The organism is Aminobacter anthyllidis, assembly GCF_018555685.1.
Classification (GTDB): Bacteria; Pseudomonadota; Alphaproteobacteria; order Rhizobiales; family Rhizobiaceae; genus Aminobacter; species Aminobacter anthyllidis.
The window spans coordinates 119,094-145,390 of sequence record NZ_JAFLWW010000013.1; the positions used below are offsets into that span (position 1 = coordinate 119,094).

At 64.4% G+C, this 26,297-nt stretch carries 27 protein-coding genes; 14 read left to right on the forward strand and 13 right to left on the reverse strand.

Annotated features, from left to right (window positions below; all coding sequences use genetic code 11):
• Window positions 1–8: 8 nt before the first annotated feature.
• Window positions 9–368 (reverse strand): nuclear transport factor 2 family protein, encoded by a 360-nt coding sequence (locus tag J1C56_RS29690; RefSeq protein WP_214393535.1) that lies wholly within the window; start codon window positions 366–368, stop codon window positions 9–11.
• A gap of 151 nt (window positions 369–519) precedes the next feature.
• Here J1C56_RS29690 and xylA point away from each other — a divergent pair, with 151 nt between their 5' ends.
• From xylA to J1C56_RS29710, 4 genes are all read left to right on the forward strand, one after another.
• A complete protein-coding gene (xylA, locus tag J1C56_RS29695; RefSeq protein WP_214393536.1) occupies window positions 520–1,830 on the forward strand; it encodes a xylose isomerase in 1,311 nt (436 codons plus the stop codon).
• Between the two features lie 124 nt (window positions 1,831–1,954).
• Window positions 1,955–2,440: a GNAT family N-acetyltransferase gene (locus tag J1C56_RS29700; protein WP_214393537.1), complete on the forward strand. Its 486-nt coding sequence runs from the start codon at window positions 1,955–1,957 to the stop codon at window positions 2,438–2,440.
• A 100-nt stretch (window positions 2,441–2,540) separates the two neighbouring features.
• Window positions 2,541–2,774, forward strand: a complete 234-nt coding sequence (locus J1C56_RS29705; RefSeq protein WP_246592138.1) for a hypothetical protein — start codon at window positions 2,541–2,543, stop codon at window positions 2,772–2,774.
• A gap of 62 nt (window positions 2,775–2,836) precedes the next feature.
• Complete coding sequence (locus J1C56_RS29710) at window positions 2,837–3,595, forward strand: TIGR01458 family HAD-type hydrolase (RefSeq protein ID WP_338001530.1); 759 nt, start codon at window positions 2,837–2,839, stop codon at window positions 3,593–3,595.
• Window positions 3,596–3,807: 212 nt separating this feature from the next.
• Here J1C56_RS29710 and J1C56_RS29715 read toward each other — a convergent pair whose 3' ends face one another.
• Window positions 3,808–4,788: a GlxA family transcriptional regulator gene (locus J1C56_RS29715; protein WP_214393539.1), complete on the reverse strand. Its 981-nt coding sequence runs from the start codon at window positions 4,786–4,788 to the stop codon at window positions 3,808–3,810.
• Window positions 4,789–4,864: 76 nt separating this feature from the next.
• Between J1C56_RS29715 and bcoG the strand changes: the two genes are divergently transcribed.
• The 6 genes from bcoG to J1C56_RS29745 all read left to right on the forward strand — a co-directional run bounded on the left by bcoG (window position 4,865) and on the right by J1C56_RS29745 (window position 12,422).
• Complete coding sequence (gene bcoG / locus J1C56_RS29720) at window positions 4,865–5,782, forward strand: 3-dehydrocarnitine:acetyl-CoA trimethylamine transferase BcoG (RefSeq protein WP_214393540.1); 918 nt, start codon at window positions 4,865–4,867, stop codon at window positions 5,780–5,782.
• A gap of 37 nt (window positions 5,783–5,819) precedes the next feature.
• Complete coding sequence (locus J1C56_RS29725; protein ID WP_214393541.1) at window positions 5,820–6,899, forward strand: carnitine 3-dehydrogenase; 1,080 nt, start codon at window positions 5,820–5,822, stop codon at window positions 6,897–6,899.
• Window positions 6,900–7,084: 185 nt separating this feature from the next.
• Window positions 7,085–8,248 (forward strand): acyl-CoA dehydrogenase family protein, encoded by a 1,164-nt coding sequence (locus J1C56_RS29730; protein WP_214393542.1) that lies wholly within the window; start codon window positions 7,085–7,087, stop codon window positions 8,246–8,248.
• 71 nt (window positions 8,249–8,319) lie between these two features.
• The gene (locus tag J1C56_RS29735) at window positions 8,320–10,572 is read left to right on the forward strand and encodes an acetate--CoA ligase family protein (protein WP_214393543.1); all 2,253 of its coding nucleotides are present in this window, start codon (window positions 8,320–8,322) and stop codon (window positions 10,570–10,572) included.
• Window positions 10,573–10,687: 115 nt separating this feature from the next.
• Window positions 10,688–11,470, forward strand: coding sequence for a carnitinyl-CoA dehydratase (locus J1C56_RS29740; protein ID WP_214393544.1), 783 nt, complete (start codon window positions 10,688–10,690; stop codon window positions 11,468–11,470).
• 10 nt (window positions 11,471–11,480) lie between these two features.
• On the forward strand, window positions 11,481–12,422 hold the full coding sequence (locus tag J1C56_RS29745) for an alpha/beta hydrolase (RefSeq protein WP_214393545.1): 942 nt from the start codon (window positions 11,481–11,483) through the stop codon (window positions 12,420–12,422).
• A gap of 1 nt (window position 12,423) precedes the next feature.
• Here the strand turns inward: J1C56_RS29745 and J1C56_RS29750 are convergent, their stop codons facing one another.
• The 7 genes from J1C56_RS29750 to J1C56_RS29780 form a co-directional block, all read right to left on the reverse strand.
• Window positions 12,424–12,726, reverse strand: a complete 303-nt coding sequence (locus J1C56_RS29750; protein ID WP_214393546.1) for a type II toxin-antitoxin system RelE/ParE family toxin — start codon at window positions 12,724–12,726, stop codon at window positions 12,424–12,426.
• A 1-nt stretch (window position 12,727) separates the two neighbouring features.
• Window positions 12,728–12,961, reverse strand: coding sequence for a type II toxin-antitoxin system ParD family antitoxin (locus J1C56_RS29755; RefSeq protein ID WP_214393547.1), 234 nt, complete (start codon window positions 12,959–12,961; stop codon window positions 12,728–12,730).
• Window positions 12,962–13,001: 40 nt separating this feature from the next.
• Window positions 13,002–14,660 (reverse strand): ABC transporter ATP-binding protein, encoded by a 1,659-nt coding sequence (locus tag J1C56_RS29760; RefSeq protein WP_214393548.1) that lies wholly within the window; start codon window positions 14,658–14,660, stop codon window positions 13,002–13,004.
• The gene (locus J1C56_RS29765; protein WP_214393549.1) at window positions 14,653–15,483 is read right to left on the reverse strand and encodes an ABC transporter permease; all 831 of its coding nucleotides are present in this window, start codon (window positions 15,481–15,483) and stop codon (window positions 14,653–14,655) included. Before J1C56_RS29765 ends, J1C56_RS29760 begins: the two co-directional genes overlap by 8 nt.
• A 10-nt stretch (window positions 15,484–15,493) precedes the next feature.
• Entirely contained in the window at window positions 15,494–16,453 is a 960-nt protein-coding gene (locus J1C56_RS29770; protein ID WP_214393550.1) for an ABC transporter permease, read from the reverse strand.
• Window positions 16,454–16,466: 13 nt separating this feature from the next.
• A complete protein-coding gene (locus tag J1C56_RS29775) occupies window positions 16,467–18,050 on the reverse strand; it encodes an ABC transporter substrate-binding protein (RefSeq protein WP_214393551.1) in 1,584 nt (527 codons plus the stop codon).
• A 142-nt stretch (window positions 18,051–18,192) separates the two neighbouring features.
• The gene (locus J1C56_RS29780; RefSeq protein WP_214393552.1) at window positions 18,193–20,193 is read right to left on the reverse strand and encodes a CocE/NonD family hydrolase; all 2,001 of its coding nucleotides are present in this window, start codon (window positions 20,191–20,193) and stop codon (window positions 18,193–18,195) included.
• Window positions 20,194–20,340: 147 nt separating this feature from the next.
• Between J1C56_RS29780 and J1C56_RS29785 the strand changes: the two genes are divergently transcribed.
• Window positions 20,341–20,589 (forward strand): type II toxin-antitoxin system Phd/YefM family antitoxin, encoded by a 249-nt coding sequence (locus tag J1C56_RS29785; RefSeq protein WP_214393553.1) that lies wholly within the window; start codon window positions 20,341–20,343, stop codon window positions 20,587–20,589.
• Complete coding sequence (locus tag J1C56_RS29790; RefSeq protein WP_214393554.1) at window positions 20,579–20,860, forward strand: type II toxin-antitoxin system RelE family toxin; 282 nt, start codon at window positions 20,579–20,581, stop codon at window positions 20,858–20,860. The genes J1C56_RS29785 and J1C56_RS29790 overlap by 11 nt, the downstream gene beginning before the upstream one ends.
• Window position 20,861: 1 nt before the next feature.
• Here J1C56_RS29790 and J1C56_RS29795 read toward each other — a convergent pair whose 3' ends face one another.
• The 4 genes from J1C56_RS29795 to puuE are packed head-to-tail and all read right to left on the reverse strand — an operon-like array spanning window position 20,862 to window position 24,266.
• Window positions 20,862–21,455, reverse strand: coding sequence for a nucleoside deaminase (locus tag J1C56_RS29795; RefSeq protein WP_214393555.1), 594 nt, complete (start codon window positions 21,453–21,455; stop codon window positions 20,862–20,864).
• Between the two features lie 3 nt (window positions 21,456–21,458).
• Window positions 21,459–21,959, reverse strand: a complete 501-nt coding sequence (locus J1C56_RS29800; protein WP_214393608.1) for an ureidoglycolate lyase — start codon at window positions 21,957–21,959, stop codon at window positions 21,459–21,461.
• Window positions 21,960–21,980: 21 nt separating this feature from the next.
• Entirely contained in the window at window positions 21,981–22,826 is an 846-nt protein-coding gene (locus J1C56_RS29805; protein ID WP_214393556.1) for a bifunctional allantoicase/(S)-ureidoglycine aminohydrolase, read from the reverse strand.
• A 6-nt stretch (window positions 22,827–22,832) separates the two neighbouring features.
• Complete coding sequence (puuE, locus tag J1C56_RS29810) at window positions 22,833–24,266, reverse strand: allantoinase PuuE (RefSeq protein ID WP_214393557.1); 1,434 nt, start codon at window positions 24,264–24,266, stop codon at window positions 22,833–22,835.
• Window positions 24,267–24,446: 180 nt separating this feature from the next.
• Here puuE and uraH point away from each other — a divergent pair, with 180 nt between their 5' ends.
• Together uraH and xdhA are read left to right on the forward strand one after the other, a co-directional pair.
• Window positions 24,447–24,812: a hydroxyisourate hydrolase gene (gene uraH / locus J1C56_RS29815; RefSeq protein WP_214393558.1), complete on the forward strand. Its 366-nt coding sequence runs from the start codon at window positions 24,447–24,449 to the stop codon at window positions 24,810–24,812.
• A 3-nt stretch (window positions 24,813–24,815) separates the two neighbouring features.
• A complete protein-coding gene (gene xdhA, locus J1C56_RS29820) occupies window positions 24,816–26,297 on the forward strand; it encodes a xanthine dehydrogenase small subunit (RefSeq protein WP_214393559.1) in 1,482 nt (493 codons plus the stop codon).

Consider the following 26,297-nt stretch of genomic DNA (forward strand, 5'->3'; position numbering starts at 1 on the left):
GCGATAGATCAGCCCGGCACCTTGTCGAGGAAGCCGGTGATGAGGCCCAGGCGGCCGTCCTTGATCGTGGCGAAATCGGAGCCTTCGATCACGGCTTCCGCGCCATCGGGACCAAGGCCCCAGGAAAAACGGATGTTGTCGCCGAAGCCGTCGGCCTTGCCCTTGAGCTTGAAGCGGAAGCCGGGGAACTGGCCATGCACGCCGGCGATCAGCGCGTCGATTCCGGCATGGCCGTCGCCCTGCATGATCGGGTCGCGATAGCTGACGCCGGTCGTGAAGACGGCCTCGACAAGCGCCTTGCGGGCGGCGGCATTGGTCTCGTTCCAGGCAGCGAAGTAGGCTTCGGCGATGGCGTTGTAGTCGGTCATTTCTGCTCTCCGTCTGACACGTCTTGGTTGACGCGACCCTTTTCGCAGCAGGCTCGACTGAAACCAATTACGCCTGAGGTAATCGAATACGGAAATTCGGCGACTGCCCCGAAACGGGCGGTCATGCGTACTCACTGAAAGGAGTTCTCCCATGAGCACCGGCTATTTCGGCGACATCAAGCCTGTCCGCTATGAAGGCCCCGACAGCACCAATCCGCTGGCCTATCGCCACTACAATGCCGACGAGGTGGTGCTGGGCAAGCGGCTGGAAGACCATCTGCGCTTTGCCGTCGCCTACTGGCACACATTTGCCTGGCCGGGCGGCGATCCGTTCGGCGGCCAGACCTTCGAGCGGCCCTGGTTTGGCGAGACGATGGAGAACGCCAAGCTGAAGGCCGACGTCGCCTTCGAGTTGTTCTCGTTGCTGGGCGTTCCCTATTACTGCTTCCACGACGCCGACGTGCGGCCCGAGGGCGCCACCTTCGCCGAGAGCGCCAAGCGCCTCGACGAGATCGCCGACTATTTCGAAGGCAAGATGGCCAAGACCGGCGTCAAGCTGTTGTGGGGCACGGCGAACCTGTTTTCCAACCGCCGCTTCATGGCGGGTGCCGCGACCAACCCCGATCCCGATGTCTTTGCCTATGCCGCGGCGACGGTGAAGCATTGCATGGACGTCACCAAGCGGCTCAAGGGCGAGAACTATGTGCTGTGGGGCGGGCGCGAGGGCTATGAGACGCTGCTCAACACCGACATGGGCCGCGAGCTCGACCAGCTCGGCCGCTTCCTCAACCTCGTCGTCGACTACAAGCACAGAAGCGGCTTCACCGGCACGATCCTGATCGAGCCGAAGCCACAGGAGCCGACCAAGCACCAGTACGATTACGACGTCGCCACCGTTTATGGCTTCCTCAAGAAGTACGGGCTGGAGAACGAGGTGAAGGTCAATATCGAGCAGGGCCATGCGATCCTCGCCGGCCATTCCTTCGAACACGAGCTGGCGACCGCCAATGCGCTCGGCATCTTCGGCTCCATCGACATGAACCGCAACGACTACCAGTCGGGCTGGGACACCGACCAGTTCCCCAACAACGTGCCCGAGATGGCGCTGGCTTATTACCAGGTGCTAGCGGGCGGCGGCTTCAAATCAGGCGGCACCAATTTCGACGCCAAGCTGCGCCGCCAGTCGCTCGATCCCGAGGATTTGCTGGTCGCCCATGTCGGCGGCATGGACGCCTGCGCGCGCGGCCTCAAGGCCGCGGCGAAGATGATCGAGGACAAGGCGCTGTCGGCTCCGCTCGACGCCCGCTACGCCGGTTGGAATTCTGCCGAAGCCAAGGCGATGCTGGCTGGCGAGCGCAGCCTCGAACAGATCGCCGCGCGCGTCGTTGCTGATGGCATCGAGCCGCAGCCCAAGTCGGGCCGGCAGGAGTATCTGGAGAACGTCGTCAACCGCTACGTCTGACGGGCTCGCAGGCGATCACAGATGGCGCTGGCCCCTCGGGCTGGCGCCATTTTTTGTCCGCGCTGTCCGATGCCCAAACGCAGGGCTGCTGCTAGACGAGCGCCTTAAGAGCAGGAGCGACAGCATGGACAAGCGCAACACCTTGGTGCGGCCGGCAAAGACAGAGGACTTCGCCGAGGTGAAGCAGGTGCTGGCCGATACGTTCGAGAGCACCTGGCGGCCGGAGATCACCGAGGCGGCTGCCGATCGCTATCTCTCGTCCGATGTCGGCGGTCGTTATGTCGATGAAAATGGTCTCGCCTTCTGGGTGGCCGAGGTCGACGGCCAGCTCGCTGGCATGGTCCACTGGAGCGGCGACTTCATCGAAGCACTGCACGTCGCCGGCAGGTTCCAGCGCCTCGGTCTCGGCAGGCTGCTTCTGGCGCGGGCAGAGCAGGAGATCGGCCAGGCCGGTTTTCCAAAGGTGCGGCTCGAAACCGATACCTTCAACCAGCAGAGCCAGGGCTTCTATCGCGCCATGGGTTATGTCGAGACGGCGCGTTATCCCGACGAGGAGTGGGACAGCGGGCTGACCACGGTGCTGTTCGAAAAGCCGCTCAAAGCCGGCTAGGAATCGGTCTGGTTGAGGCCTGTGCCGGCGCACACGCCTGCCCCCGAATTGCCTCTTTCTTGCCCTCAAGACGCCCGTCGAATCAGGGACTTAGCGCCCCATGAGACGGGAACAAGAGACTTTCACCGGCAATACCCACGATCCGGCAATCGAAGCGCTGCTCGGCAGCGCTGGCGATGTGTCGTTCGTCGACAGGCTGATGGCGCTGCCGCCTCCGTCGCTGGAGCCGGAGCTTTCTGACGAGTGGACGCGGGCGGTGACGATGCGGCTTGAGGCCGTGCTTGCCCGAAACATGCGGACGCATATCGATACCGACGGCCGCGCCGCGGCCTGATCCCGACAGCGTGGTTTGACGAACCAAGGGCGGTCGGCCATCCTTCTTGCATGATACGCGCGGTGCTGCTCGATCTCTCGGGCGTCGTCTATGACGGCGACACGCCGATACCAGGCGCGGTGGCAGCCATCGGGCGGCTCCGTGCCGAGGGCCTGCCAATCCGTTTCGTCTCCAACACGACGCGTTCGCCGCACCGGGCGATCGTTGCGCAACTTGCCAGCCTTGGCGTTGCCGTCGGCGACGAAGAATTGTTCACGCCGGCGCGCGCGGCTGTCGAGTGGCTCGCCCGTGAAGGTTGCGCGCCGCAGCTGCTGGTCCATCCAGACCTCGTGCCCGAATTCGCCGGCAAGATGTTCGGCGACCGAAGGGCCGTGGTGGTCGGCGATGCCGCCGACGCCTTCACCTATGCCGCGATGAACGTCGCCTTCCGCCAGCTCATCGACGGTGCCGAGTTTGTCGCGCTTGCGGTCAACCGCACCTTCAAGGACGCCGATGGCGGGCTTAGCCTCGATGCCGGCGCTTTCGTCGCGGCGCTCGAATTCGCCGCCGGCAAGCAGGCGACGGTGCTGGGCAAGCCGTCGCGCGACTTCTTCCACGCGGCGCTTGCCGGGCTGGACTGCATGCTGGGGCAAGCGGTGATGGTCGGCGACGACGCCGAAAGCGATGTTGCCGGTGCCCTGAGGGCGGGCATCGGCTCGGCCCTTCTGGTGCGAACCGGCAAGTATCGCGCCGGCGACGAGAGCCGCCATGCGCCACATCCGACTGCGGTGGTGGATGATCTGCCCGGTGCGGTGGATTGGATCCTTCGCAAGCGTGGCTAGCCGCCGTGGCCTGCATCCTACTTCTCGCAGGTGCGTACGAGGTTACCCCCACCCCTAACCCCTCCCCACAAGGGGAGGGGATTCTCAAGCTGCTTAGTCCAGGCAAGATGTTCTCACCATTTGATGGCGCGACGCAAAGCCTCCCTCCCCCTTGTGGGGAGGGATTGAGGGTGGGGGTCTGAAGCCGCGAGACCGAGCCTTTAGGGTGCCGTTCACCCCCGCCGCATCCTCACCGGGGCCGTTCCGAACGCATTCGAGAAACTGCGGGAAAATGCGGCGGCGGAGGAAAAGCCGGTCCGCTCGGCGACTTCGGCCATGCTGACACGCGTGTCGACCACCAGCCTTCGCGCCGCATTCAATCTCAGCCTGAGATAGTAGGCGCCGGGCGTCTCGCCGATCGAGGCGCGGAAGATGCTTTCGAGCGTGCGGGCAGTCACGCCGGCACGTTTGGCAATCGCTGCAATCGTCAGCGGCTGGTCGACATGCGCTTCCATCAGCCGGATCGCCTGGGCGAGACGTGGGTCGTAGCCGTCGAGCCGGCCGAGGGAGACCAGCGGTTGCGCGTCGGTGGCGGCACGCGATTGGTCGTAGATGAAGACGCTGGCGACATCGAGCGCGGTGGCCATGCCGAGGCGCGAGCGCACCAGATGCAGCATCAGATCGAAGGTTGGTGCCGCACCGCCCGAGGTGAACACCGGCCCGTCGATGATGTAGCGGTCGGGGCGGACCTCGACATCGGGGAATGCCGAGGCGAAATCCTCCATGTCCTCCCAGTGTGTGGTTGCGGCGCGGCCTTCCAAAAGCCCGGCGCGGGCGACGAGCCAGGTGCCGGCCTCGATGCCGCCGGCCGCACGCGCCTGGCGGGCGCAGCGCCTGATGCCGGCCAGCAGCTTCGACGTGGTGTAACCTTGCGTTCCAAAGCCGGCGATGACCATCAGCACGTCGCAGGCCTCGTCGGGGTCGAAGGCGCTCGAGACCGCCACCGGCAGGCCGCAGGTGGTGATCGCCGGTTCGCCGGTGGCGGAAACCAGCCGGAAGTCGAAATGCGTCTCGCCGGCGATGCGGTTGGCGGCGCGCAGCGGGTCGACGGCCGACGCCACGCACATGATGGACGCGCCGGAGAACACCAGCATCGTCACCTTGAGCGGCGAGCGCTCCTCGCGAAAGATTGTCGGCTTTTCGCTTTTTGCCATTTGCCTTTCGTAAAACGCAAAACAAGTCGACGCAAGCGGCGCGATGATCCGTCAAGTTTCGTAAGGGAGGAATGCGATGCCGCTCGAGATGAACCGCGAGGTTTTCATTACCTGTGCCGTGACCGGGTCCGGCGGCACGCAGGATCGTAGCCATCTGGTGCCGCGCTCGCCCAAGCAGATCGCCGATTCGGCCATCGAGGCGGCCAAGGCGGGAGCTGCGATCGTCCACTGCCACGTCCGTGACCCCGATACCGGCAAGCCGCGCCGCGACATCCATCTCTACCGCGAGGTGACCGAGCGCATCCGTGAAGCAAACGTCGACGTGGTGCTGAACCTGACCGCCGGCATGGGCGGAGACATGGTGTTCGGCGGCGTCGAGACCCCGCTGCCGCTGAAGGAGGCCGGCACCGACATGGGCGGCGCCACCAACCGCGTCGAGCATGTGCGCCAGTGCCTGCCGGAGATCTGCACGCTCGACTGCGGCACGATGAATTTCGCCGAAGCCGACTACGTCATGACCAACACGCCGGGCATGCTGCGCGCCATGGGCGGCATGATGACCGCGATGGGCGTCAAGCCCGAGATCGAGGCCTTCGACACCGGCCACCTATGGTTCGCCAAGCAGCTGGTGGAGGAGGGCGTGCTTGCGCCCGACGCGCTGGTGCAGCTGTGCATGGGCGTGCCGTGGGGTGCACCCGACGACCTCAACACCTTCATGGCGATGGTCAACAACGTACCGAAGAGCTGGACCTTCTCGGCCTTTTCGCTCGGCCGCAACCAGATGGCCTATGCGGCGGCCGCTGTGCTGGCCGGCGGCAATGTGCGCGTCGGCCTCGAGGACAATCTCTGGCTCGACAAGGGCGTGCTCGCCACCAACGCGCAGCTGGTCGAAAAGGCGGTGACAGTCATCGAGACGCTCGGCGCGCGGGTGATCGGGCCGGAAGAGGTGCGCAAGAAGCTCAACCTTGTCAAGCGCGCGCCGCTGGCGGCTTGATCGCTGCAAGTTCAAATCTGCCGGGAGGGGTATTTTCGTGAGCACAATTTCCAAAGCAGCCGCCATCGGCGGCGGGGTCATCGGCGCCGGCTGGGTGGCGCGGCTACTGCTCAACGGCATCGACGTGTCGATCTTCGATCCCGATCCGGAGGCTTCCCGCAAGGTCGGCGAAGTGATGAAGGGCGCGCGCCGCGCCTACAAGCAGATGCTGCCCGGCGGCCTGCCCAAGGAAGGCACGCTGACCTTCGCCAAGACCATCGCGGAAGCCGTGGCGGACGCCGACTTCATCCAGGAAAGCGTGCCTGAACGGCTCGACCTCAAGCACAAGGTGCTGGCCGAGATCGATCTACATGCGCCTGCCAATGCGATCATCGGCTCGTCCACCTCGGGCATCAAGCCGTCTGACATGCAGGTGGCGATGAAGAAGCACCCTGAAAGACTGGTGGTCGGGCATCCGTTCAACCCAGTCTATCTCCTGCCCATCGTCGAGATCGTTGGCGGCGCCCAGACGTTCCCTGAAGCGATCGAAGTCGCCAAGGAGATCTATTCCTCGATCGGCATGAAGCCGGTCGTCATCCGCAAGGAGATCGAAGCCTTCGTCGGCGACCGCCTGCTGGAGGCGGCATGGCGCGAGGCGCTGTGGCTGATCAAGGACGGCATCTGCTCGGTCGAGGAACTCGACGACATCATGCGCTACGGCTTTGGCCTGCGCTGGGCCCAGATGGGCATGTTCCAGGTCTATCGGGTCGCTGGCGGCGAGGCGGGCATGCGCCACTTCATGGCCCAGTTCGGGCCGTGCCTGAAATGGCCGTGGACCAAGCTGATGGACGTGCCGGAGTTCAACGACGAGCTTGTCGACCTGATCGCCACCCAGTCGGACGAGCAGTCCGACAAGTGGTCGATCCGCGAGCTGGAAAAGATCCGCGACGACAATCTCGTCGCGATCATGGATGCGCTGTCGAAGCAGAACAAGGGCAAGGGCTGGGGCGCCGGCGCGCTCTACAAGGACTACACGAAACAACTCGCCGCCCAAGCCAAGCCCAAGGTCTCCAAGGCCGCCGAAAAGGCCAAGGCAAGCAAGCCGGTGAAGAAGGCTGCGGCCAAGAAGAAGGGCTGAGACGATGCAGGTGCGTCCGAGGCTCGCTCCGCTCGCACCTCAGGATGAGGACCGTGGGTGCCGCGGGACGAGGAACGCCTATCCTGTGATCTCTTGGCCGGAAGCGCCTCGCTTGGCCTCCCTCATCCTGAGGTGCGAGCGGAGCGAGCCTCGAAGGAGGCACGACAAATTTGGAAGGTGAAGTCATGCATTTCGGTCTGTCCGAGGAACAGCAGCTCATCGTCGACACGACGCGCGCCTTTGTCGAAAACGAGCTCTATCCCCATGAGCTGGAGGTCGAGCGCACCGGCCACCTGCGGCGCGAGCTGATCGAGGAGATCAAGGCAAAGGCGATCGCCGCCGGACTCTATGCCGCCAACATGCCGGCCGATGTCGGCGGCGCCGGGCTCGATACGCTGACATGGCTGCTCTACGAAAAGGAGCTCGGCCGCGCCAACTATGCGCTGCACTGGACCTGCGTCGCGCGCCCGTCGAACATCCTGCTCGCAGGCACGCCTGAGCAGCGCGAGAAGTATCTGTTTCCCTGCATTCGCGGCGAGAAGTCGGACTGTCTCGCCATGACCGAGCCGGGGGCGGGTTCCGACCTGCGCGGCATGAAGGCGTCTGCTGTCCAGGATGGCAGCGACTGGGTGCTCAACGGGACCAAGCATTTCATCTCACACGCCGACATCGCCGACTTCGCCATCGTCTTCATAGCCTCCGGCGAGGAGGAATCACCACGCGGCAAGCGCAAGAAGATCACCGCGTTTTTCGTCGACAAGGGCACGCCTGGCTTCACCGTGCGTGACGGCTACCGCAACGTCTCGCATCGCGGCTACACCAATTCGGTGCTGGAGTTCGACGACTGCCGCCTGCCGGGAGCCCAAGTGCTCGGCGAGGTGCACAAGGGCTTCGAGGTAGCCAACAGCTGGCTTGGCGCGACGCGGCTGCAAGTGGGCGCTACCTGCCTCGGCCGCGCCGAACGCGCGCTTGGCCACGCCATCGACTATGCCGCGCAACGCGAGCAATTCGGCCAGCAGATCGGCAAGTTCCAGGGCGTGTCGTTCAAGCTCGCCGACATGGCGACCGAGCTCAAGGCAGCCGAACTGATGGTGATGGAGGCCGGCTGGAAATACGACCAGGGCACGGTGACCGACCAGGACATGGCGATGGCCAAGCTCAAGGCCACCGAGATGCTGGCTTTCGTCGCCGATGAGGCGATCCAGATCCATGGCGGCATGGGCCTGATGGACGACCTGCCGCTCGAGCGCATCTGGCGCGACGCGCGCGTCGAACGCATCTGGGAAGGCACGTCGGAAATCCAGCGCCACATCATTTCGCGCGCGCTGCTCAGGGCGGTGGGCGGATGATGCGGCTGCTTCTTGGTTCGACCCTCCCCCTTGTGGGGAGGGTGGCCCGCAGGGCCGGGTGGGGGTGAAAAATGTCTGGCTCGACTTCTGACACCCCCACCCCGACGCTGCGCGTCGACCCCCAAAAGGGGGAGGGTAAAGGCCGCCTCGAACGCCTGCTGCGGCCGAAGTCGATCGCCGTGTTCGGCGGCTCTCAGGCAGCGGCCGTGGTCAGGCAGTGCCTGAAGATGGGCTTCGCCGGCGACATCTGGCCGGTGCATCCGACAAAAGCCGAGGTCGAAGGCATAAGGACCTTCCGCTCGGTGGCGGAGTTGCCGGAAGCACCCGATGCGGCCTTTGTCGGCGTCAACCGCTTCCTGACCATCGAGGTGATCGCAGCGCTTGCCGAACGCGGGGCGGGTGGGGCGATCTGCTTTGCCTCGGGTTTCCTCGAGGCCGGCAATGACGATGCCGATGGCGAGCGGCTGCAAGGCGAGTTGGTGGCGGCGGCCGGCGCGATGCCGGTCATCGGACCCAATTGCTATGGCCTGATCAACTATGCCGACGGCGCGCTTTTGTGGCCCGACCAGCATGGCGGCCAAAGGCTTGCGCCCGACGGGCGCGGGGTCGCCATCATCACGCAATCGTCGAACATCGCCTGCAACCTCACCATGCAGAAGCGCGGCCTGCCGGTGGCGTTCCTGATGACCGCTGGCAATCAGGCGCAGACCGGCCTGTCCGAGATGGCGCTGGGCCTGATCGAGGACGACCGCGTGTCCTGCCTCGGTCTGCATATCGAAGGCTTCGACAAGGTCGACGGCTTCGAGCGACTGGCGGCGCGGGCACGCGAGCTGGGCAAGCCGATCGTCGCCATGAAGGTCGGCCGCTCAGAACAGGCACGCAAGGCGACGATCTCGCACACGGCATCGCTGGCGGGGTCGGACGCAGCGTCAGACGCTTTCCTCAAGCGCCTGGGTATTGCTCGTGTCGACACCATTCCCGCGCTGCTCGAGACGCTGAAGCTGCTGCATGCCGTGGGTCCGCTGCCGGGTTTCACGCTGTCGTCGATGAGTTGCTCGGGCGGCGAGGCGTCCGTCATGGCCGACAGCGCCGAGGGCCGGCGGCTACGTTTCCCCGCGCTTACGCCTGACCACTATGCGCGGATAAAATCGACGCTCGGTGCCTTCGTTTCGGTCGCCAATCCGCTCGACTACCACACCTTCATCTGGAACGACGAACCGGCGATGACGGCCACTTTCACCGCCATGGCATCGGGCGGTTTCGACCTCAACCTGCTGGTGCTCGACTTCCCGCGCAATGACCGCTGCTCGGATGCCGACTGGTGGCCGACCGTGCGTGCCTTCGAGGCGGCGCTGAAGGCCAATGGCGCGCGAGGTGCCGTGGTGGCGTCGATGTCGGAGAACCTGACCGAGGAACACGCTGCCGATCTCTTTTGGCGCGGCATCGTGCCGCTGCAAGGGATTGCGGAAGCGATGGACGCGGCGGAGGCCGCGGCGACAATTGGAGAGGCGTGGCGGCGCGATCCCTCCTCCTTGAGGGGAGGGTCGATCGGCGAAGCCGATCGGGGTGGGGTCGTGCACGGTGCGTCGGCGGTGCCTTCCGATGCTACCCCCTCCGCCCGCTTCGCGGGCACCTGCCCCTCAAGGGGGGAGGATACCCAGCTCGACGAGGCCGCCGCCAAATCCCTGTTGCGCGGGGCCGGCCTTGCCGTACCCGCGGGCCGTCGCGCGGCGAGCGTGGCGGAGGCCATCGCGGGGGCGGAGGCGTTGGGCCATCCCGTCGCGCTCAAGGCGCTCGGCGTCGCCCACAAGAGCGAACTCGGTGCCGTCAGGCTCAACCTGCAGGCCGGCGAGGAGGTTGGCGCAGCCGCGGCGGCCCTCTTTTCGCTCGGCTCCGGCCTCTATGTCGAAAAGATGGTCTCGGGCGCTTTGGCCGAACTCATCGTCGGTGTCACCAGCGATCCGCTGTTTGGCCCGGTCATGACCATCGGCACCGGCGGCGTGCTGGTCGAACTGCTGAAGGACAGCGCCACGCTGCTGCTGCCTACCTCGCGCGGCGAGGTCGAGGCGGCACTCAAGGGGCTGAAGATGTATCCGTTGCTCGACGGCTATCGCGGCCGCGCCAGGGCGGACGTTCCAGCCGCCATCGACGCGATCATGGGGATCGCGGCATTCGTGTCCGGGCATGCCGATGCTGTCGAGGAGCTCGACGTCAACCCGCTGATCGTCTGTGGTGAAGGGCAGGGCGCCTGGATTGCTGATGCACTGCTGGTGTTATCCTCCCCCCTTGAGCGGGAGGTGGCCGCGCAGCGGCCGGAGGGGTAGCCTCGGAAGAACCCGCCGCGGCGTCGCACACTGCCGCAACGACCCCACCCGCCCGGACTTCGTCCGGACACCCTCCCCTCAAGGGGGAGGGGACCGCCAACGCAGGAGAGTAAAAATGTCCGACGTCGTGAAAACCCGCAGGGAGGGCGTGATCCTCGAAGTCACGCTCGATCGGCCCAAGGCCAATGCCATCGACCTTGCGACATCAAGGCTGTTGGGCGAGACCTTCAAGGCTTTTCGCGACGATGATGGGCTTCGTATCGCCATCGTGAAGACGGCTGGCGAAAAATTCTTCTCGGCCGGTTGGGACCTCAAGGCTGCGGCCAGTGGCGACGCGGTCGATGGCGATTATGGCGTCGGCGGTTTCGGCGGGCTGCAGGAACTGCGCGACCTCAACAAGCCAGTCATCGCCTGCGTCAATGGCATGGCGGTGGGTGGCGGCTTCGAGCTGGCGCTGTCCTGCGACCTGATCTACGCCTCGGAGCATTCGAGCTTCGCGCTGCCCGAGATCAAGGCCGGCACGCTGGCGGACGCTGCGACCATCAAGCTGCCCAAGCGTATCCCCTATCACGTGGCGATGGACCTGTTGCTCACCGGGCGCTGGATGGACGTGGCCGAGGCGCATCGCTGGGGCCTGGTCAACGAGGTGCTGCCAGCCGACAAGCTCGAAGACCGTGTCTGGGAGATCGCCCGCCTGCTCGCCGGCGGCCCGCCGCTGGTCTTCGCCGCCATCAAGGAGGTGGCGCGCGCAGCCGAGGTGATGGGTTTCCAGGAAACGATGAACCGCATCACCAAGCGGCAATTCCCAACGGTAGACGAACTCTACGCCTCGGAGGACAATCTGGAAGGCTTCAAGGCGTTCGCCGAGAAGCGCGATCCGGTATGGAAGGGGAAGTAGGCCCGCGCCAATGACCGACTACGCAAAGCTCATCGACGCCGAGACCTGGGCTTTCATCGAGCGGACGAACTCCTACTATCCGCCCGATACCATCGACTACACGATCACCCAGCAGCGCGAGATCTACGACCGCATGTGCCGGGAGTTCTTCGCCGGCTATCCCGAGGGTGTGTCGGCCGAGACGATTGTCGTCGTGGCGCCCGGACACGACGTGCCCGCCCGCATCTACCGCCTCGCTGGCAAGGCGCCGGAGGCGGTGGTGCTCTATTTCCACGGTGGCGGCTTCATCCTCGGCGGGCTCGACAGCCATGACGACGTCTGCGCCGAGCTGTGCGGCCGAACCGGCTACGAGGTCGTGTCAGTCGACTACAGGCTGGCGCCCGAGCACAAACATCCGGCGGCCTTCGACGATGCCATGGCCGCCTTCGAATGGGCGGTGGCGAGATACAGTCAGCCCATAGTCCTCGCCGGCGACAGCGCCGGAGGCAACATCGCGGCCGCCGTCAGCCACGCGACGCGCGGGCACGTCAGGCGTCCGGTCGGGCAATTGCTGGTCTATCCCGGCCTCGGCGGTGATCGCAGCCGCGGCTCCTATGTCAGCCACGCCGAGGCGCCGATGCTGACCATGCGCGATCTCGAATTCTACAAGGACATCCTTACCGGCGGCGAGGACCGCACGGGGGACATCACGCTGTCGCCACTTGCCGACGCCGACTTTGCCAACCTGCCGCCAAGTGTCGTCATCACAGCCGAATGCGACCCGCTTTCGTCCGATGGCGAGGCCTATGGCGAGCGTATCGTTGCGTCAGGCGGCAAAGCCTTCTGGTTCGAGGAGCCAGGTCTTGTGCACGGCTATCTGCGTGCGCGCCACACCGTCACCCGCGCCCGCCAAAGCTTCACCCGCATCGTCGATGCCGTGGCTGTGCTGGGGCGGGGCGAGTGGGTGTGGTGAGCTACTTTTCGAGGCGTGCCCCTATGTCCATGCGCTGGTGAAGAATACGGACCACGTCGATCGCTTCACCAACGATGCGATAGACGATGAAATGTGAGCCGACGCCCAGCTTATGATAGCCTGCCCTGATATCCGCGAGCGAACGCCCTTTGCGCCGGCTCTTGGCGATGTCCAAGCACGCGTCGTGAATCTGCAGGATATACCGGTCGGCCTGATCTTGATTCCACGTGTCGGCGGTGTAGCGCCAAATCTGCTGGAGATCCGCTTCGGCTGCCGGAGTAAAGATCAGCCGCTTAGCGGCCATATCAGGCGCGCATCCGGCCGAGGAAGTCCTCGATGTCGAGCGGCTTGGACAATCCGCTTTCCTCGCCTTCGATGATCGCCGCGCGCAATTGTGCCACCTGCAGTTCGTGCTCTTCGAGCAGCCTCAAGCCGGCGCGTATGACCTCGCTGGCCGAGTTGTAGCGGCCGTCCTCGACCTGTCGGTCGACGAACTCGGAGAAATGCTGGCCGAGCGAGATGGAGGTGTTCTTGTTCATGCGGCAAGAATACCAAAGATTGGTATTCTTGCCAAATCACTCAATTCCCCGCGCTCGCCATCCGGCGTCCACTGATCGCCTTTTCCAGCCAGCCGATCTCCATCTCCGGCACTGACGACAGCAGCAGGTCGGTGTAGGCGTCGAAGGGCGGCTTCAGCACTTCGGATTTCGGCCCGTAGCGCACGACTTCGCCGCGGTACATGACGGCGATGGAGTCGGCGATCGACTTCACCGTTGCCAGGTCGTGGGTGATGAACAAATAGGCGACGCCTTCCTCGGCCTGTAGCCCGAGCAGCAGCTTGAGGATGCCGTTGGCGACCAGCGGGTCGAGCGCGCTCGTCACCTCGTCGCAGATGATCAGTCTCGGTTTGGCGGCAAGCGCACGGGCAATGCAGACGCGTTGTTTCTGACCGCCGGAAAGCTCCGCCGGGTAGCGATCGATGAAACCGCGCCCCATCTCGATCTTGTCCAGCAGTTCGGCGACCCTGGTATCGCGCTCCTTGCCACCCATGCCGAAATAGAACTCCAGCGGACGGCCGATGATGGTGCCCACGGTCTGGCGTGGGTTCATTGCCACATCGGCCATCTGGTAGATCATCTGCAGTTCGCGCAGGTCGTCGCGGCTGCGCTCGGCAAGGCGGTTGCCGAGCGTACGACCGGCAAAGGTGATGCTGCCTTGCTCGGGCGGCAACAGGCCGGTAATGGCGCGGGCCAGCGTCGACTTGCCCGAACCGGACTCGCCGACGACGGCCAGCGTCTGGCCGGGCAGGATGTCGACAGAGACGTTTTTCAGCACCTTGATCTTGCCGCCGGCATAGGCCGCGGTCACGTTCCTGACCGAGAGGAACGGGCTTGCGTCGGGCTTTTTTTCCTCGTGCGCGATCTCATGCACGGAGACCAGCGCTGAAGTGTACTCCTGGCGCGGCTCCTTGATGATCTGGCGCGTACCGCCCCATTCGACCAGCTTGCCGTGCCTCAGCACCATGATCTCGTCGGAGACCTGGGCGACAACGGCAAGGTCGTGGCTGATGTAGAGTGCTGCCACGCCAGTGTCGCGGATCGCTTCCTTGATGGCGGCGAGCACGTCGATCTGGGTGGTCACGTCGAGCGCCGTCGTTGGCTCGTCGAAGACGATCAGGTCGGGCTCGGAGCACAGCGCCATTGCCGTCATGACGCGCTGCAGTTGCCCGCCCGAGACTTGGTGCGGGAAGCGCTTGCCGATGTTCTCAGGGTCAGGAAGGCTGAGTTTCCTGAACAGCGCCACGGCCCGCTTTTCCGCCTCGGCGCGGCTCGCCACGCCATGCAGGATCGAGGCTTCGACGACCTGGTCCATCAGTCGGTGCGCCGGGTTGAAGGCCGCTGCCGCCGACTGCGCGACGTAACAGACCTCGCGGCCGCGCAGGGCGCGGATGCCTTGGGTGCCACCCTTGCGGATATCGCGGCCGTTGAGGATGATCTCGCCGCCAGTGATCTTCACGCCGCCGCGGCCATAGGCCATCGACGACAGGCCGATGGTCGACTTGCCGGCACCGGATTCGCCGATCAGGCCGAGCACCTTGCCCTTGTTCAGCGTCAGCGAAACGTCGTGCACCAGCGTGATGGTGCGTGGTGCCTCGCCCGGCGGATAGACCTTGGCCTCGATCCTGAGGTTGCGGATGTCGAGCAGCAGGTCGGAGCCGTTGGCGGGTGCCTTAGCCATTGCCGCGCCCTCCCTTGAGATCGGTGGTGCGGTTGAGCACCCAGTCGGCGACGAGGTTGACGGAGATGGCGAGTGCGGCGATCGCCGCCGCCGGGATCAGGGCTGCCGGAATGCCGAAGACGATGCCGTCCTTGTTTTCCTTGACCATGCCGCCCCAGTCGGCATCCGGCGGTTGTACGCCGAGGCCGAGGAACGAGAGCGCGGACAGGAACAGCACGGCATAGATGAAGCGCAGGCCGAGTTCGGAAATCAGCGGCGACAAGGCGTTGGGCAGGATCTCGCGGAAGATGATCCAGCCATTGCCTTCGCCGCGCAGCTTGGCCGCTTCGACGAAGTCCATGACGTTGATGTCGACGGCGACCGCCCGCGACAGGCGGTAGACGCGGGTGGCGTCGAGGATGCCCATCACAAGGATCAGCGTGAGCAGTGTCGACGGCAGCACCGACAGCACTACCAGCGCGAAGATCAGCGTCGGGATCGCCATCAAGAGGTCGACGAAACGCGACATGCCCGTGTCGAGCCAGCCGCCGACGACTGCGGCGGTAAAGCCGAGGATCGCGCCGAGCGAGAACGACAATGCCGTTGCCATCACCGCGATGAAGATGGTTGTGCGCGCGCCGTAGATCATGCGCGAGAGCAGGTCGCGGCCGAGATTGTCGGTGCCGAGCAGGAATTGCGACGACATCGGTGCCCAGACGTCGCCGACGATCTCGCCGAGGCCGTAGGGCGCGATCAGCGGCGCGAAGATAGCCGTGATCAAAAACAGCGCCGTCAGGATCAGGCCGATCGCAGCACCAAGGGGGATATGTTTCAGATCGAGCATGGTGCGCCTCTCATTTCGGATGCCGGAGGCGTGGATTGGCGACGATGGCGGCAATGTCGGCGATGATGTTGAGGCCGATATAGACGGCAGCGAAGATCAGTCCCACCGCCTGCACCACCGGCACGTCGCGCTTGGCGACATGGTCGACGAGATATTGCCCCATGCCCGGATAGACGAAGATCACCTCGATGACGACGACGCCGACGATGAGGAAGGCGAGGTTGAGCATGACGACGTTGATCACAGGCGCGATCGCATTGGGGAAGGCGTGCTTGCGGATGATCTCGAAAGGCGAAAGGCCCTTGAGTTCGGCGGTCTCGATATAGGCCGACTGCATGACGTTGAGGATCGCCGCACGCGTCATGCGCATCATGTGGGCCAGCACCACAAGTGTCAGGGCCGTTGCCGGCAGGGCGATGGCCTTCATGCGTTCGAGGAACGGCATGCCGTCATAGACGGTGGAGATGCCCGGGAAGATCTGCCATTTCACCGCGAAGAAGTAGACGAGCAGGTAGCCGACGAAGAACTCCGGCAACGAGGTCGAGGCCAGCGCCAGGCCAGAGATGGTCTTGTCGATCCAGCCGTTGCGGTAGCGCACGGCGAGCAGGCCGAGGATGATGGCCAGCGGTATCGACACGATCGCCGCCCAGAAGGCGAGGAACAGCGTGTTCCACAGCCGACCGCCAATGGCGGTGGCGATATCCTGCCGGCTCGACAAGGCGGTGCCGAGGTCGCCGGTCAAGACGCCGCCGAGCCAGCGGAAATACCTGACATAGGCAGGCGCGTTGAGGCCGAGTTCCTCGCGCAGGTTGGCGAGTGCCTGCGGCGTGGCCGACTGGCCGAGAATGGATTGGGCGACGTCGCCGGGCAGGATCTGGGTGCCGGCGAAGATCAGGACCGAAACGGCCAGGAGCAGGAGTAGGCCCAGCGCGACGCGCTGGGCTATCAGTTTCAGGATCGGGGAAGACATGCGGGCCGGGCCGTCAGGCGTTCAGCCAGCACTTGGACAGCGCGTAGCCGCCCATCATCTCCTGGTTGCCGTCATCGACCCAGCCGCCGACCTTGGCGCTGGTTGCGTCGATGAAGTCATTGAACATCGGGGTGATCACGCCGCCTTCGTCGCGCACGATCTGGCCCATGTCGGCGTAGATCTGCTTGCGCTTCGCCGGATCGAGTTCCGAGCGGGCTGCAAGCAGCATCTTGTCGAAGTCCTCGCGCTGGAAACGCGTGTCGTTCCATTCGGCCTTGGAATAGTAGGCCGTCGAGTACATCTGGTCCTGGGTCGGGCGCCCGCCCCAGTAGGAAGCCGAGAAGGGCTGCTTGTTCCAGACTTCCGACCAGTAACCGTCACCGGGCTCGCGCTTGACCTCGAGCGTGATGCCGGCCTTGGCGGCACTCTGCTGGTAGAGCTGGGCGGCATCGACGGCACCTGGGAAGGCGACGTCGGAGGTGCGCAGCAGCACCGAGCCGGAATGGCCCGACTTCTTGTAGTGGAACGCTGCCTTTTCCGGATCGAACTTGCGCTGTTCCATTTCGGTGAACAGCGGATAGGCCTTGTTGATGGGCGTGTCGTTGCCCAGCGAGCCGTAGCCCATCAGGATCTTCTGCAGCATCTCCTCGCGGTCGAGCGCATATTTGAGCGCCAGCCTGAGGTCGTTGTTGTCAAAGGGTGCCGTGTTGCAATGGGCAATGAAGACATAGTGGCCGCGGCCGGCGACGTTGCGGATGACGACGCCAGGCACGCGCTTGATCAGTTCGACGATCTTGGGCTCGACGCGGTTGATGATGTCGACCTGGCCGCCCTGCAAGGCCGAGGTGCGGGCCGTGGCGTCGTTGATGACGATGATCTCGATCTGGTCGGCGAAGCCGCGGTCGTCGCGCCAGTAGTTGGCGAACTTCTCGGCGCCGAGCCGCACGCCGGCCTCGTTGACGGTGACCTTGTAGGGGCCAGTGCCGATGCCGGCGTCGGGCTTATCCTTGCCGCCATTGGGCTGGATCATCAAATGGTAGTCGTCGAGCAGGAACGGCAGGTCGGCATTGGCGTCCTTGAGCTCGAAGACGACGTTCTGGCCGTCGGCCTTGACCGAGGCGATGCCGCCCATTAGGCCGAGCGCGCCTGATTTCGCCTTCTCGTCGGAATGGCGCTCGATGGTCGCCACGACGTCGGCGGGGGTCATCTCCTTGCCGTCATGGAACTGCACGCCCTTGCGGATCTTGAAGGTCCAGGTCTTGGCGTCGTCGGACGCACCCCACTCCTCGGCGAGCGCAGGCTTGGGCTCGCCCTCGGGCGAAATCTGCACCAGCTGCTCGCCCCACTGGCGGCCGAAGAAATAGGGCACCTGGCTCGACCACGACGCCGGGTCGAGGCTGTCGGTGGCAGCACCACCTTGCATGCCGGCGCGCAGGATGCCGCCCTTGACGGGGCCTTCTGCCTTGGCGGCGCTGGCGAGCAACGAGTTCGCGAAAGTTGCCGCAACACCCAGGGCCGCGGCGCGGCCGAGGAAGTCACGGCGGTTCAACTTGCCCGCAGCGACTCGGCGGCTCAGATATTCCAGTTCGTTGGACATTGGAAAGGCTCCTCACTCTGGCGGTCGTTATTGCTCGACTTCTGGTGGCAATATTGACCGTAACGTAAGGTCATCGGCAAGGCCGAATGCGACATCGAGTGGCGCAATCTCCATGTCGCATTTGGACTAAGCCGCTTCCGTGTCAGATGTGGTCGCGCGCGATAATTTCGTCGAAATCGCGCTCGAAGACGAGCTTGTCGCCTTCGTAAGCCTCGATCCGGCCGGTCAACTGGAAGTTTTGGCCGTCGGAACGCATTGTCGTGAAAGTTTCTGTCCGGATCGCCCAGTCGTTTCTCGACAAAGTCTGTGTCCAGTGGGTTTCGCCACGGGCAGAAAGCGGGTCGGATGGGTCGATTGTCCATGTCTCGCGGGCGACATCGCCGATGACCAGGCCGTGGTCGGAATCGCGGATTTCGCCGAAGTCGTCGACGATGCTCAAGGTCACCTTGGCGTCGGTGCGCTCGACCGTGCGGCTGTTCGAGCTTTCGCGCAGCGTTTCGATCTGCCAGGGCGTGGCGCCCTCGGGCTGTTCGAATGCCCATTCGTCGCCGTCGCCGGAGAGACGCACCGGCAGCTCGATTGCGCCGTCATGGAGCGTCAGCGTCACCTCTTCGGGCGACGACCAGACCAGCGGCCAGTAGGTCGAGGAAATGGCGACGCGCAGCCTGTTGCCCGGCAGCACGCGGTAGGCGATGTCGTCGAGCTTGAAGGCGATCTCCATCGTCTCGCCGAGCACCACGTCCTCGGGGAATTCGTGGCTGTTGCGGTGGCAGAGATTGAGAACGCCATAGGTGATGCGCGTCGAAGCACCATCAGGCTGGACGTCGCACAGGCGCACCGCGACCATCGCCCGCCTGCGGTTGGCGGCGAGCTTGAGCCGTATGACCGGCGCGCCGACAATGTCGAGCGGGGCATCGAGCACGGCGCCGTCGAAGCATGCCGACTTGCCGTCATCGACGCGCTGGTCGCCCGGCAGTTCCGGCCCGAGCCAGATGGCGCAATATTCGCCGCCATCCATGCCGCAATCCTGCGGCGAGTTGATCGCAAGCGGGGCCGCAAACGCTGCCGTCTCAGCCAACTCGCCCGACGAACCGAGCGCCAGGCGCTTCGTTGCGATGCCGGGCGACGGCCATTGCCGCTCCGCTACCCAGCGGCCTGGGCGCTCGAGATACCAGTCGCGCGGCGGCTCGGAGTCCATGACGTAGAGCCGCATCGCCGGGTCGTCCTCGACGCCTGTCTCGATGCCCTTGAGCCAGTGGTCCCACCAGCGCAGCGCTTCCTGAAGAAAGCCGATGGCCGGCTTGGGCACGGCGAAATGCGGGTATTTGTGGATCCAGGGTCCGACGATGCCCTTGACCGGCGCCTGCACGCCCTGGACCAGGCGAGACACCGCATTCTTGTAGGCGTCGCCCCAGCCGCCGATGGCCAGAACCGCCGCCTTGATCGCGGAAAAATCCTCATTGACCGAGCCGCGTTTCCAATAGGCGTCGCGGGTCTGGTGCCTGAGCCAAACCGCTGGCAGGAACGGCTCGTGCTCGAGCCGGTCGAGCCACATGTCGCGCCATTTGCCGCCGACAAGCGCCGGGTCCGGCGGCCTGGACGAATAGGACAGCATGGTCGCGCCCCAGCCCATGTTTTCGTTGAGCAGCAGGCCGCCCTTGTAGTGGATGTCGTCGGCGTAGCGGTCGTCGGTCGAGCACAAGGTGATGATTGCCTTCAGCGCCTTGGGCTGCTTTGCCGCCACCTGCAGGCCGTTGAAGCCGCCCCAGGAGATGCCCATCATGCCGACCTTGCCATTGCACCAGGGCTGGGCTGCCGCCCAGGCGATGACGTCGCAAGCGTCCTGCCATTCCTGTTCGGTGTATTCATCCTCCATCAGCCCTTCGGAATCGCCGTTGCCGCGCATGTCGACGCGGATGCAGGCATAGCCGTGGCCGGCGAAGTAGGGGTGGGTCAGGCAGTCGCGCGTCGTCGTGCCGTCGCGCTTGCGGTAGGGCAGGTGCTCGAGGATGACGGGCACCGGATCCTGGTCGGCATCGGCGGGCATCCACACCCGCGCCGACAGCCGCGTGCCGTCGGGTATGACGATGCCCATGTCAGGGAATTCGACGATGTCGCGCGGAAATTCGGTGATGGTTTTCATGGGCATTCCAGTCTTGTGCTTCGCCATTTGTGCACACCGCAGCCGCTGCTGACTAGCGTGGAAACGTCATCGACGGCCGCAGGGCACAGCAGATTGAAATGACCTGTTAAAGGTACTAATTATAGCTCTCGAATTGGAGCCATGAAGATGCCGAACACTGTTCTTGCCGAAGTGACAGCCAGCGTCTCGGAGCTGAAGAAAAATCCGATGGGCACGGTGGCCGCCGGGGAGGGCTTCCCCGTCGCCATTCTCAACCGCAACGAGCCGGCTTTCTACTGCGTGCCCGCAAAGGCTTTCGAGGCGATGATGGAGCGCCTCGATGATATCGAGCTCAACGCGCTCGCCGACGCGCGCAAGGGCGAAAAGCGTATCCAGGTAGACCTGGATGCCATATGAGGTCGAATTCCTCGAAACCGCACTGAAGGAATGGAAGTCGCTCGACGCCAATACGCGTGAGCAGTTCCGCAAGAAGCTGAAGGAGCGTTGCGACAACCCGCGCGTTCCCTCGGCCAAGCTGCACGGCGCCAAGGACCGCTACAAAATCAAGCTACGCAGCGCGGGGTATCGCCTGGTCTACGAGGTGGAAGACGACAGGCTGGTGGTGCTGGTCATTGCCGTCGGCCGGCGGGACCGCCTTGAAGTCTATGCCAAGGCGGCCAGGCGCTAAGCTAGTTCAGCGGGATGTCGTTGTCGCCCTTGCTCTCCTGGTAGGTCTCCGACATCTCGTCGTAGCGCGCCGAAATCCTCGCGACGCGCTCTTCGAGCCGCGTGCGGTCGGCCTCGGGCAGTTCGCGCACCAGCTTGCGCAGCGAAAAGCTCTTCCAGTAGGCGTTTTCGGCGTTGTAGCCGCCGGGCTCCAGCGTGAAGACCTCTTTCAGGATCTTGAGGTCATGCGGGATGGCGAAGCTGTCGCGCGAATCCTCGTGGCTGAACAGATAGTAGAAATTGTCGAAGCCGGCCCAGGTGATGGCCGACAGGCACAGCGAGCAGGGCTCGTGGGTCGACAGGAAGATCAGGTCCTTGGTGTCGGCGCGGGTTGCCTTGGGCATTTCGTAGAAGCGCTTCAGGCAATGCATCTCGCCATGCCAGAGCGGGTTTTCGAGCTCGTTGTTGGTCTCTGCCAGCACCAGCGAGCGGTCGTCCTTGGCAAGCAGCGCGGCGCCGAACAGCTTGTTGCCCTTCGTCACGCCTTCGGCGGTCTTGGGCACGATGTCGTGTTCGATGACGTCGAACAGGCGTTCGATCAGGGAAAGTTCAGCCATGTGTCAGAAGCCTTCCGGGAGGACGATTTCGTAAGGGTGCGAGAAATGGAACTCTTCGAGATTGGGGCCGGTGCCGCCGCGGTCGACGACGACGAAGTCCTGGTTTTCGCCGATCGGCGTCAGCACGCCGTGCCACAGATTGCGCGGGTAATTCACGCCCTGGCCGGGCGCGGTGATGAAGGCATGCGGCTCGCCCGGGCCGTCGCCGATGTCGTGGCAGACGACGACGAGATAGGGCCGCTGGGTGAGCGGAATGAAGGCCTGGCTGCCGAACGGGTGACGCTCGACCATCGAGAGCTTGAGCGGGAACGGGTAGGGCGTGCCCTTGAAGATGTTGATGATGACGTGGCCGTCGGGGCCGGCGGCCTCGGCGCGGGCGAGCGCATGATAGCGCTCGCATTTGCCTGCATTGATCGGGTAGTGGCTGTCGCAATTGGTGTCGATCACCTCGCCGAACTCGGCGAAATTCTCCCGCGTCAGCGGCTTTGCGACGATCCGCTTCATCTCACCCGACATGGCTTATCCTTAGCGGCGGCGCGTGGCGTTGAAGGCGCCGAGCTGCATGTGGCGGTTGACGTCCTTGTAGAGGAGGTAGCGGAACTTGCCGGGACCGCCGGCATAGCAGGCCTGCGGGCAGAAGGCGCGCAGCCACATGAAGTCGCCAGCTTCGACCTCGACCCAGTCACTGTTCAGCCGGTAGACCGCCTTGCCTTCGAGCACGTAGAGGCCGTGCTCCATGACGTGGGTTTCCGGGAACGGGATGATTCCACCCGGCTCGAAGGTCACCACAGTGACATGCATGTCGTGGCGCAAATCGTTGGGATCGACAAAGCGCGTCGTTGCCCACCTGCCGTCCGTATCGGGCATGGCGTTGGGCTCGATGTCGTTGTCGTTGAGGAACAGCGGATCGGGCGCATCGAGGCCGTCGACATATTCATAGGCCTTGCGGATCCAGTGGAAGCGCGCGGTCTCGGTGCCGGCGTTGCGTACCGTCCAGCCGCTCGCCGGCGGCAGATAGGCATAGCCGCCCGGCGTCAGCACATGGCTCTTGCCTGAGATCGTTACGGTCACTTCGCCTTCAACGACGAAAAACACGCCTTCCGCGCCCGCATCCGGTTCCGGCCGTTCGCTGCCGCCGCCGGGCTGCACTTCCATGATGTATTGCGAGAACGTCTCGGCAAATCCCGACAGGGGACGGGCGATGACCCACAGCCGCGTCTTGTCCCAGTGCGGCAGGAAGCTGGTGACGATGTCCGAAAACTCGCGCTTCGGGATCACCGCATAGGCTTCGGTGAAGACGGCGCGGTCGGTGATCAGGTCGGTCTGGGGCGGCAAGCCGCCTTTTGGAGCGTAATAGGAGCGGTTTGCCATGGTCTCTTAGCTTGGAAGGAGGTCGTGAAGTCGGTACCAGGCGATACGCTCCACCTGCTTGCAGGCGGTTGCGAATTCCTGGTCGCGGTTGTTGGCGATGCGGGTCTCGAACGCCTTCAATATGCTCGCCTTGTCGTTGTCGCGCACCGCGATGATGAACGGGAAGCCGAATTTGTCGACATAGGTGGCGTTGAGTTGGGTGAAGCGGGTACGCTCGGCGTCGGTCAGTGCGTCGAGCCCAGCGGATGCCTGCTCCTTAGTCGACTCTTCCGTCAGTCGCTTGGCCTGGGCCAGCTTGCCGGCGAGATCTGGGTGGGCGGTCAGCACGCCGAGCCGCTCCGTCTCGCTTGCCGAGCGGAAGGCGCGGCAGAGCGCGTTGTGCACGCCGCCGGCGCTGTCATGCGCCGGTCCGAGCTCGAATTCGAAAGCGCGCTCGGCGATCCAGGGGGAGTGCTCGAAGATCGAGCCGAAGTGCTGGACGAATTCGTCGCGCGCCATGCGCGAGGGGCGCAACGCCTGCGGCTGGTAGGGGTGGTGCTGCTGCCAATGCTGGGCGATGTCCTGGCGGCGGGCCAGCCAGACCTTGTCGTGGCCCTGCACATATTCGATGAAGCGGCGCAGCGCTTCGGCGCGGCCGGGACGGCCGACGAGGCGGCAGTGCAGGCCGATGCTCATCATGCGCGGCCGCCCAGCTGCACCCTCGCGGTACAGCGTGTCGAAGCTGTCCTTGAGATAGGCATAGAACTGGTCGCCCGAATTGAACCCTTGCGCGGTGGCAAAACGCATGTCGTTGGCGTCGAGCGTGTAGGGGATGACCAGCTGCGGGGCGATCGCATTGCCGTGGCCGTCATGGTCGAGCCAGTAGGGTAGCTCGTCGTCATAGGTATCGGAAATCCACTCGAAGCCGCCTTCTTCAGCGGCGAGACGGACCGAATAGACCGAGGTGCGGCCGAGATAGAGGCCCTTGGGGCGTTCGCCGACGACTTCGGTGTGCAGGCGAACCGCTTCGATCAGGTCGGCGCGTTCGTCGGCCTCCGCGTGATCACGGTAGTCGATCCAGCGCAAGCCATGCGAGGCAATTTCCCAGTCGGCCTGCTGCATCGCCGCGACATGGTCGGGGGAACGCGCAAGGGCGGTCGCCACGCCATAGACGGTGACCGGTACTTTGGCTTCGGTGAACATGCGGTGGAGCCGCCAGAAGCCGGCGCGGGAGCCGTATTCGTAGATCGATTCCATGTTCCAGTGGCGCTTGCCGGGCCATTGTGCAGCACCGACGACCTCCGACAGGAACGCTTCCGAAGCGGCGTCGCCATGCAGGATGTTGTTTTCGCCGCCCTCTTCGTAGTTGACCACGAACTGCACGCAAACATTCGCGTTGCCTGGCCATTGCGGGTGGGGTGGGTTGGCGCCGTAGCCGCGCATGTCTCTTACGTAACGCATGTTCCCTCAAAACCGGATTCTTGCCGGGCACTTGAGCAGAATAGCGAAAGGTGCGTCAGACATTCCCTCGAAAAAATTTGAAAGTCTTTTTGTAGTGCTCTGCTCGACCACACCTTATGCAATAGCCTTAAATGGCGCAAAATCTATGACGATGGCGTTCAGCGCCAATAGGGAGAGCGAATGACAAAGGCCGAAGGCGGACGCCTCACCACCCATGTCCTTGATACTGCTACCGGCAAGCCTGCAGAAGGCCTGGCAATCTCGCTGTTCCGCATTGAAGGCGACGCGCGCACGCTGCTGAAGAGGGTTGTCACCAATTCCGACGGCCGCTGCGACGCGCCGCTTCTCGCCGGCGACGAGTTCCTGACCGGCGAGTATGAGTTGATCTTCGCTGCCGGCGATTATCTCCGCCGCCTGGGCACGGATCTGCCGAAGCCGGCGTTCCTCGACATCGTGCCGATCCGCTTCGGCATGGCCGAACGGACGCATTATCACGTACCCCTGTTGATCTCGCCCTTCGGCTATTCCACCTATAGGGGGAGCTGAGCCATGGCGACGATCAAGACGCGCAACCATATTCGCTTCATCCTCAATGGCGAGGATGTGACGCTGGGCAATGTCGCGCCCGACGCCACGCTGCTCGATTATCTCCGGCTCCAGCGCACGCTGCGCGGTACCAAGGAAGGCTGCGCCGAAGGCGATTGCGGCGCCTGCACGGTGCTGGTCGGCCGGCTCTCCGGCGGCAAGCTAGTCTACGAAAGCGTCAACGCCTGCATCCGTTTCATGGGTTCGCTCGACGGTTGCCATGTCGTGACGGTCGAGCATCTCGGCACCAGCAATGGCAAGCTGCACCCGGTGCAGCAGGCAATGGTTGATTTCCACGGCTCGCAGTGCGGCTTCTGCACGCCGGGCTTCGTCATGTCGCTCTACGGCCTGTGGATGGCATCGCCCGAACCTTCCGATGCTCTGATCGAGAAAGCCCTGCAGGGCAATCTCTGCCGCTGCACCGGCTACGAGGCGATCATGCGTGCCGCGCGCGCCATTTCCGACTACGGCAAGGTCGCCAAGGACCCGCTGCTTGTCGAGCGCAAGGCGATCACCGCCCGCCTCGAAGCGTTCAAGGACGGCACCCGCGTCGAGGTTGGCGAGGGCAAGGACCGCTTCGTCATCCCGGCCAATGTCGATGACCTGGCCGCGGTGCTCGAAGCCGAGCCGACAGCGACCGTCGTCGCCGGTTCGACCGACGTCGGCCTCTGGGTCACCAAGCACATGCGCAACATTTCGCCCGCCGTGTTCATCGCCAACATCGACGGTCTGCACTCGCTGAGCGAAGACAAGGGCGTCATCTCGATCGGCGCCGGCGTCACCTACACCGAAGCGTTTGAGACGCTGTCGAAGCGCATTCCAGCCCTTGGGCCGCTGATCGACCGCATCGGTGGGCAGCAGGTGCGCAACATGGGCACCATCGGCGGCAACATCGCCAACGGCTCGCCCATCGGCGACACGCCGCCGCCGCTGATCGCGCTCGGCGCAACGCTGACCCTGCGCAAGGGCAAGACGCGGCGGACGATTTCGCTGCAGGACTTCTTCATCGCCTATGGCAAGCAGGACCGTGCGCCGGGTGAGTTCGTCGAGGCCGTGCATGTGCCGGTGCCTGACAAGGGCGAGCATTTCGCTGTCCACAAGATCACCAAGCGCCGCGACGAGGACATCACCGCGACGCTCGGCGCCTTCTGGCTGAAGCTGGCCAAGGACGGCACCGTCGACCAGGTCCGCATCGCTTATGGCGGCATGGCGGCGACGCCGAAGCGTGCTTCGGCGGTCGAGGCAGCGCTCGTTGGCCAGCCCTGGACGGAAGCGACGGTCGAGGCGGCAATGGCTAGATATACCGATGACTACACACCGCTGACCGACATGCGCGCCACATCAGAGTACCGCGCGCTGGCGGCGAAAAACCTGCTGTTGCGTTTCTACATGGAAACGACCGGCACCAAGGCACCGCTGCAGGTGTCGAGATACGAGGCCGCGTGA